This window comes from Novipirellula sp. (assembly GCF_041583735.1).
GTDB lineage: Bacteria > Planctomycetota > Planctomycetia > Pirellulales > Pirellulaceae > Novipirellula.
On record NZ_JBFHFD010000617.1, the window covers coordinates 1 to 5,179 of the forward strand.

Sequence of the window (5,179 nt, forward strand, 5' to 3'; positions counted from 1 at the left end):
ATCGCGATCATCGGAGTGTTAGTCGGATTGCTGCTTCCCGCAGTCCAGGCCGCACGCGAAGCGGCACGTCGGATGTCGTGTAGCAACAACTTGCGACAGGTCGGGTTAGCGGCGCAAAACTATCATTCGGCTTACCAACGTTTTCCTGCTGGCTATGTCTCGCATCCAACGCGTGATGGATCGGCTCCAGCGTCGGTGATGATGGATCCGATCACGTGGGATGCCGGCCCTGGCTGGGGCTGGGCCGCCGGACTATTGCCGTTCGCCGAAGGCAACGCGTTAGCAGAAAGCCTTCGCTATGATCAACCGATTTGGTCATCGTTTAATCAGCAAGCGATTTCCACAAGCATTCCAATGTTCTTGTGTCCGAGCGCGACCGGTGGCGATGAGCCGTTTGAAATCAAAGACCAAGCGGGAAATCCGCTGCTCATTGGGGGACAGCCAATGAAGCTTGGACGCAGCCATTATGTGGCAAGCCACGGCCAAGAAAGTTGTTGGGGGGAATGCGGTTCGGCTGCGACCGGCGAAGTGTTCACAAACATCTATACGTCAACGACCAAGATCGTTCCGATTAATGGCGATGCTGCCAACGTTGCCGACGGGCCGTTTTTTCGTAATTCCAAAACACGTTTTCGCGACGTGCTGGATGGCACGTCCAACACGATTTTCTTTGGCGAACATAGCTCGGCGCTGAGCGAAAAAACTTGGGTGGGCGTTGTTCCTGGAGCGTTCACCCACCCACGGTTTTCGTCGCCTGAGAATGGCCCCGATGCCGCTGCGACGCTGACGTTGGTTCACGCTGGACCTTCGGGTGGCGAGCTCGATATTACCGGCAGCCCCATCATCCATCCTGTCAATTTTCCCACCTATCACGTCGGGCAAATGTTCGCCGAACATCTCGGTGGCGGTTACGTTTGCATGGGCGACGGATCGGTTCGCTTTGTCACGAATTTTGTTGATTTGTATCTATGGGCCGAACTATCCAGCATGGATGAGCACGAAGTCATCGATTGGGAGAAGTTTTAATGGTCCGCAATTCTACGAACACGAAGTCGGATTCCCGATTCAAAGTCGTGACCTTTGCCGCCTTGATCGTGCTTGCGATTGTCACCGCCGCATGGTGGATGTCGCATACGCCCGTCAAGCTTGACGAACAAGGCTACGATGTCACGATTGCACTCTATCGAGTTTGCAACCAACGCAGTAGCGAAGGGTTGCAGAAAATCGAAGATCAAATCCGAGAGCTCGAAGCAAGCCAAACGACGCTGGGCGAATCGCATCATGTCATTCTCGACTTGATCGCGACGGCAAAGGCGGGCGATTGGAAAAACGCTGCCATCGCATGCCGCCAAGCACTCGAAGACCAAGTCCAACGTTAACCGTGGAATAGGCTTCTAGTCTGTCATCATGTGTAAGGCATGTTTCGTCCGCCAACGGAACAAAACGCCACGCGTTCTCGCAAAAATCTCTACCTGACTTTCTGAGCCGCTGGCAACCCACCGGGAAGCGGATGGACCGTTTCATGCAATGCATTTGCAAGGATCTCGAGACTGTCGACTAATCGAGGTCCAGGGCGACTGAAATAGGCCGATCCGTCCACGGCATAGACACGATCGTTTTTAACGCACGCGAGCGTTTCCCAGCCAGGATACGATTTGAGGATCGGGACATCTTGCATCGTTCGCTCGATGTCAAAACCGCAGCAGGCGATCATCAACACCTCGGGATTCGCCGCGACGATTTGTTCCCATGCGGTGGTGACCGAACGCGCGCCGGCAACTCCGATCGCTTCACGACCGCCCGCGAGCGACACCAGTTCGGGGCTCCAGTGGCCTGCGCAAAACGGTGGATCGATCCATTCCAACAGCATCACGCTTGGTCGTGTTTTGATCGACGCGGATCGCGCCGCCACCGCGTCGACACGCTGCTGCAATTGAGCGATGAACGCCTCTGCCCTTGATAGGCATCCCGCCGCCTCACCGACTTGGCGAATGCACTGCATCACGTCAGCGAACGAGGTGGGCTCGAGATTGATCACACGCGGCGTGCCCGGCAACGAGCAGGCTGCCGACTGAACTTCGCTTTCCGCCACTGCACACACATCACAGAGGGCTTGGGTGACAATCAAATCGGGCCGCAACCGTTCCACCACCGCCATGTCGAGCGAATAGAGAGCCCTTTCGGTTTTGAGCCGTTCGCGAACCAACGAATCGATTTCACCGCTGGACGCATCGTGGGGGATCAACGTCTGGGTGACTTTCGGCAATTCGGCAACGTCGGCGGGATAATCGCATTCGTGCGTGACGCCGACGAGTTGGTTGCGAAGCCCCAGGCCGCAGACAATTTCAGTCGCGCTGGGCAGAAGAGAGATGATTCGCATGGCAGTTCCGCAGGATTTTTGTAACGAGATCGAAATCGTTACAGATCACTGACCGCTTTGCAATCCGAGCAGCGAGTCGGCCCATCGCATCGGCATCGAGGCCAACGAATTGGTTAGCACTTCGGACCACCAGAGGGTCGTTTCAGCCAGATCGGACTCGGTGAACCGCTGGAACTGCGGGTGTCGCGAATGATTTGGAATGACCGCCACATCGATCGGATAGTCGACGTCCGTCACGCTGGTTCGCGTGGCGTCAAAGGCCAGCAGTGCCAACGCCACGGCCGAACGCAACGAGGTTTCATAATTCAACAAACGATCCAAAATCGGTTTGCCGTAATAGGTTCGGCCGATCATAAAGTAGGGGGAATCCATCGCGGCTTCGACCCAATTGCCTTCGGGATAAACGTAGAATAATTGCGGCGATTGGTCGGCCAGTAAGCAGCCGCCAATGATGGCGTGCAGGTTAAACGTATGCCCGGTCGAGGAGAGTGAGGGACCGTCTTCATTGCGAACGCGTCGGAGTTGTTCGCCAAACAAATTAGCAAATTGGTAAAGTCGCTCGACGGAATTTTGAGATTGTCGCAAGGTTTCTTCGACATAGATCAGCGTCTTGTCGCGAACCGATCGCAGCCCGCTGGTCATCGTGAAAAGCGACGCGTCCCCGTGCTGAAATTCGGCGAGCTTCTGTTTATTGACCTGTTCACTGCCACGGGTAATGCGGGTGTCTGCCAGTGCGACGATTCCGTCACGTACCTGGATACCAATACAAAACGTCACGAGAATGCCCATCTGAGAGTTAGAGAAGTTGAAGCCGTGAAACGATCACGCGGTGCACAAATCGTTCCAATGAGAGACAAACTTCTGTTGCGAAAGTCATCAAGACTTTCGGCATCACTGATCCCATTTAGGATTACAGCACTGCGGGCTCGTCAAGCGGCTCTACGGTGTACGACTGGTTATCGGAGTTCAGTGTCAAGCGAAACGAGGCGGTGACCTGAGGGCTCTGCGTTTTTAGGGCATCAAAAACCGCTTGCATTGTCGCCGCATTTAACTGAGCGTCATGCGGCCCGGTGGCGTCAACGACCACCAGATGCGAGACGCCGGGCGCCATTTCGAGTTGGCTTTGCAAGTAACCTTTGACCAGCGGATAAGGGGTCAGCGGAAGCGGGCTGTTTGCACAAAAGACGTCGTACGGTGCTTTGTCCGAGAAACCGTAAATGATTTGATACGATGTTCCCGTCTTAGCGACCTTTAAAATCGGGCCGATGCGTGCCTTCTCGGAGATCAACACGTAGCAGGGTGTGGCAATAGTAATAGGATTCATCAGAGTCAATTTGTTTCTGGAGGAAGTGATGTAGAGTGATCGGCCAAGAGTATTGGGGTACTGCGAGGTCGTGTTGAGGAGGGATCGCATGAGAGGCGATGCAGCGGGCCTGCGCGAAAGGCATCCGCGAGTGCTGCGGGCACCTTCGCTTCGGCCAAGACGAACGCGGCTCGGTTGCGACTGACATTGGCTTTCATCTTCTGCTCGAGCGCGACTGCTTCGGCGCGACGCCCCTCGGCCAACGCGCGAGCGATACGAGTGTCAGCATCGGCTTGGTCGCTTTGCAAACGAGCGCCGATGTTTTCACCGACATCAATGTCATAGATGTCGATGGAAACGATGGCGAACGCCGTGTTTGCGTCCAAGCCGTTGGTGATGGCGCCTTTGGAAATGGTTGATGGCATCTCCAAGACATCCATGTGCGATTCCGCAGATCCAATTGCGGTAATAATGCCCTGCCCCACGCGAGCGATAATGGTTTCTTCGGTTGCACCGCCGATCAGTTGTTCCAAATTGGTTCGCACCGTCACACGCGCACCGACTCGCAACTCCACCCCGTTTTTTGCAACGGCGCTTAACGTATGTGCTCCGCCGCTCTCGTTACGAGGACAGTGAATGACTTTGGGTGAAACGCTCGTTTGTACGGCCAACAATACGTCGCGGCCAGCGAGGTCAATCGCCGCAGCACGATCAAAATCCAAGTCAATTCCCGCGCGATGGGCGGCAATTTGAGCCTGCACCACATTCATCACATCGCCGCCCGCCAAGTGGTGAGCCTGCAATCGATTCGTGCTCATCCCGGTTTTGCGATCGATTGACAAACCAGCTTGCCGCGCCATGACTTTCGCCGTAACGAGCAAGCGATGCTCGACACGTAGGAAACTCATAACAATCAAGCTTTTCATTGTGATGTCGGCACCCGACATGTAAGCTTGGACCCAATACGAGCCCCACTTGGCAAAGATCGCGATGATCAGCAAGCCGATAACGACTGCGACGACCCCCAATCCCACCATCGCTTGCCCGAAACTGGGAAGCTCTAATTCCGCAACGAAATCGAACACAACCGCCACCTTTTGTTGGGCAGTCCACTGGCGACTCATCCAAAGAACCATTGCTTTGGAGGCAGTCAAATTTCAATCAAAACCTGCGATACATGCAGCTCGCAAAGAGAGGTTGATCGAAGATTGCGTGTGTTAAACGTAGCCGAAGAAACCAAGGTCTCGTGGGGGTCGTTGGCTACCACACCTCTCTATCTAGAATCCTAGGCCCCTACCGCCAAAATGCAATGCCCCCCTGGTACACCGCAGTTAGGGACGGTGCCGGCCATGCCGTGCACCCCACAGTCGATTTCTGCCGTTCCGTGTCTTTTGGGAGGAGCGAGTTTTTTTGGCATATCGGGATCGTACGTGAACATTGCCATCGAAAGACACACCTTAGGGGAAAGTATCGATAAATATCAGATTAGAAAACAA

The 5,179-nt window shown here is 54.8% G+C and carries 6 protein-coding genes; 2 read left to right on the plus strand and 4 right to left on the minus strand.

The window, feature by feature from the left end; genetic code table 11:
* On the plus strand, positions 1 to 1,026 hold a 1,026-nt coding region (locus ABX962_RS29550; RefSeq protein WP_372724909.1), incomplete at its 5' end, for a DUF1559 domain-containing protein.
* Positions 1,026 to 1,379: a hypothetical protein gene (locus ABX962_RS29555; RefSeq protein ID WP_372724911.1), complete on the plus strand. Its 354-nt coding sequence runs from the start codon at positions 1,026 to 1,028 to the stop codon at positions 1,377 to 1,379. The genes ABX962_RS29550 and ABX962_RS29555, both read left to right, overlap by 1 nt.
* An 89-nt stretch (positions 1,380 to 1,468) precedes the next feature.
* On the opposite strand, the gene ABX962_RS29560 is transcribed toward ABX962_RS29555, so the two are convergent.
* From ABX962_RS29560 to floA, 4 genes are all read right to left on the minus strand, one after another.
* Positions 1,469 to 2,380 (minus strand): cobalamin-binding protein, encoded by a 912-nt coding sequence (locus ABX962_RS29560; protein WP_372724912.1) that lies wholly within the window; start codon positions 2,378 to 2,380, stop codon positions 1,469 to 1,471.
* Between the two features lie 45 nt (positions 2,381 to 2,425).
* Entirely contained in the window at positions 2,426 to 3,157 is a 732-nt protein-coding gene (locus tag ABX962_RS29565; RefSeq protein WP_372724914.1) for a proteasome-type protease, read from the minus strand.
* Between the two features lie 133 nt (positions 3,158 to 3,290).
* Positions 3,291 to 3,704 carry a hypothetical protein gene (locus ABX962_RS29570; RefSeq protein ID WP_372724916.1) on the minus strand — a complete coding sequence of 138 codons (414 nt, stop codon included), beginning with the start codon at positions 3,702 to 3,704 and terminating at the stop codon, positions 3,291 to 3,293.
* A 5-nt stretch (positions 3,705 to 3,709) separates the two neighbouring features.
* Positions 3,710 to 4,720, minus strand: a complete 1,011-nt coding sequence (floA, locus tag ABX962_RS29575; protein WP_372724918.1) for a flotillin-like protein FloA — start codon at positions 4,718 to 4,720, stop codon at positions 3,710 to 3,712.
* Between the last annotated feature and the right edge of the window lie 459 nt (positions 4,721 to 5,179).

Excerpts from the sequence above, each read along its gene's own strand:
- ABX962_RS29555 (WP_372724911.1), top strand. The coding sequence starts at position 1,026 with ATGGTCCGCAATTCTACGAACACGAAGTCGGATTCCCGATTCAAAGTC.
- ABX962_RS29570 (WP_372724916.1), bottom strand. The coding sequence starts at position 3,704 with ATGAATCCTATTACTATTGCCACACCCTGCTACGTGTTGATCTCCGAG.
- floA (WP_372724918.1), bottom strand. The coding sequence starts at position 4,720 with ATGGTGGGATTGGGGGTCGTCGCAGTCGTTATCGGCTTGCTGATCATC.
- ABX962_RS29560 (WP_372724912.1), bottom strand. The coding sequence starts at position 2,380 with ATGCGAATCATCTCTCTTCTGCCCAGCGCGACTGAAATTGTCTGCGGC.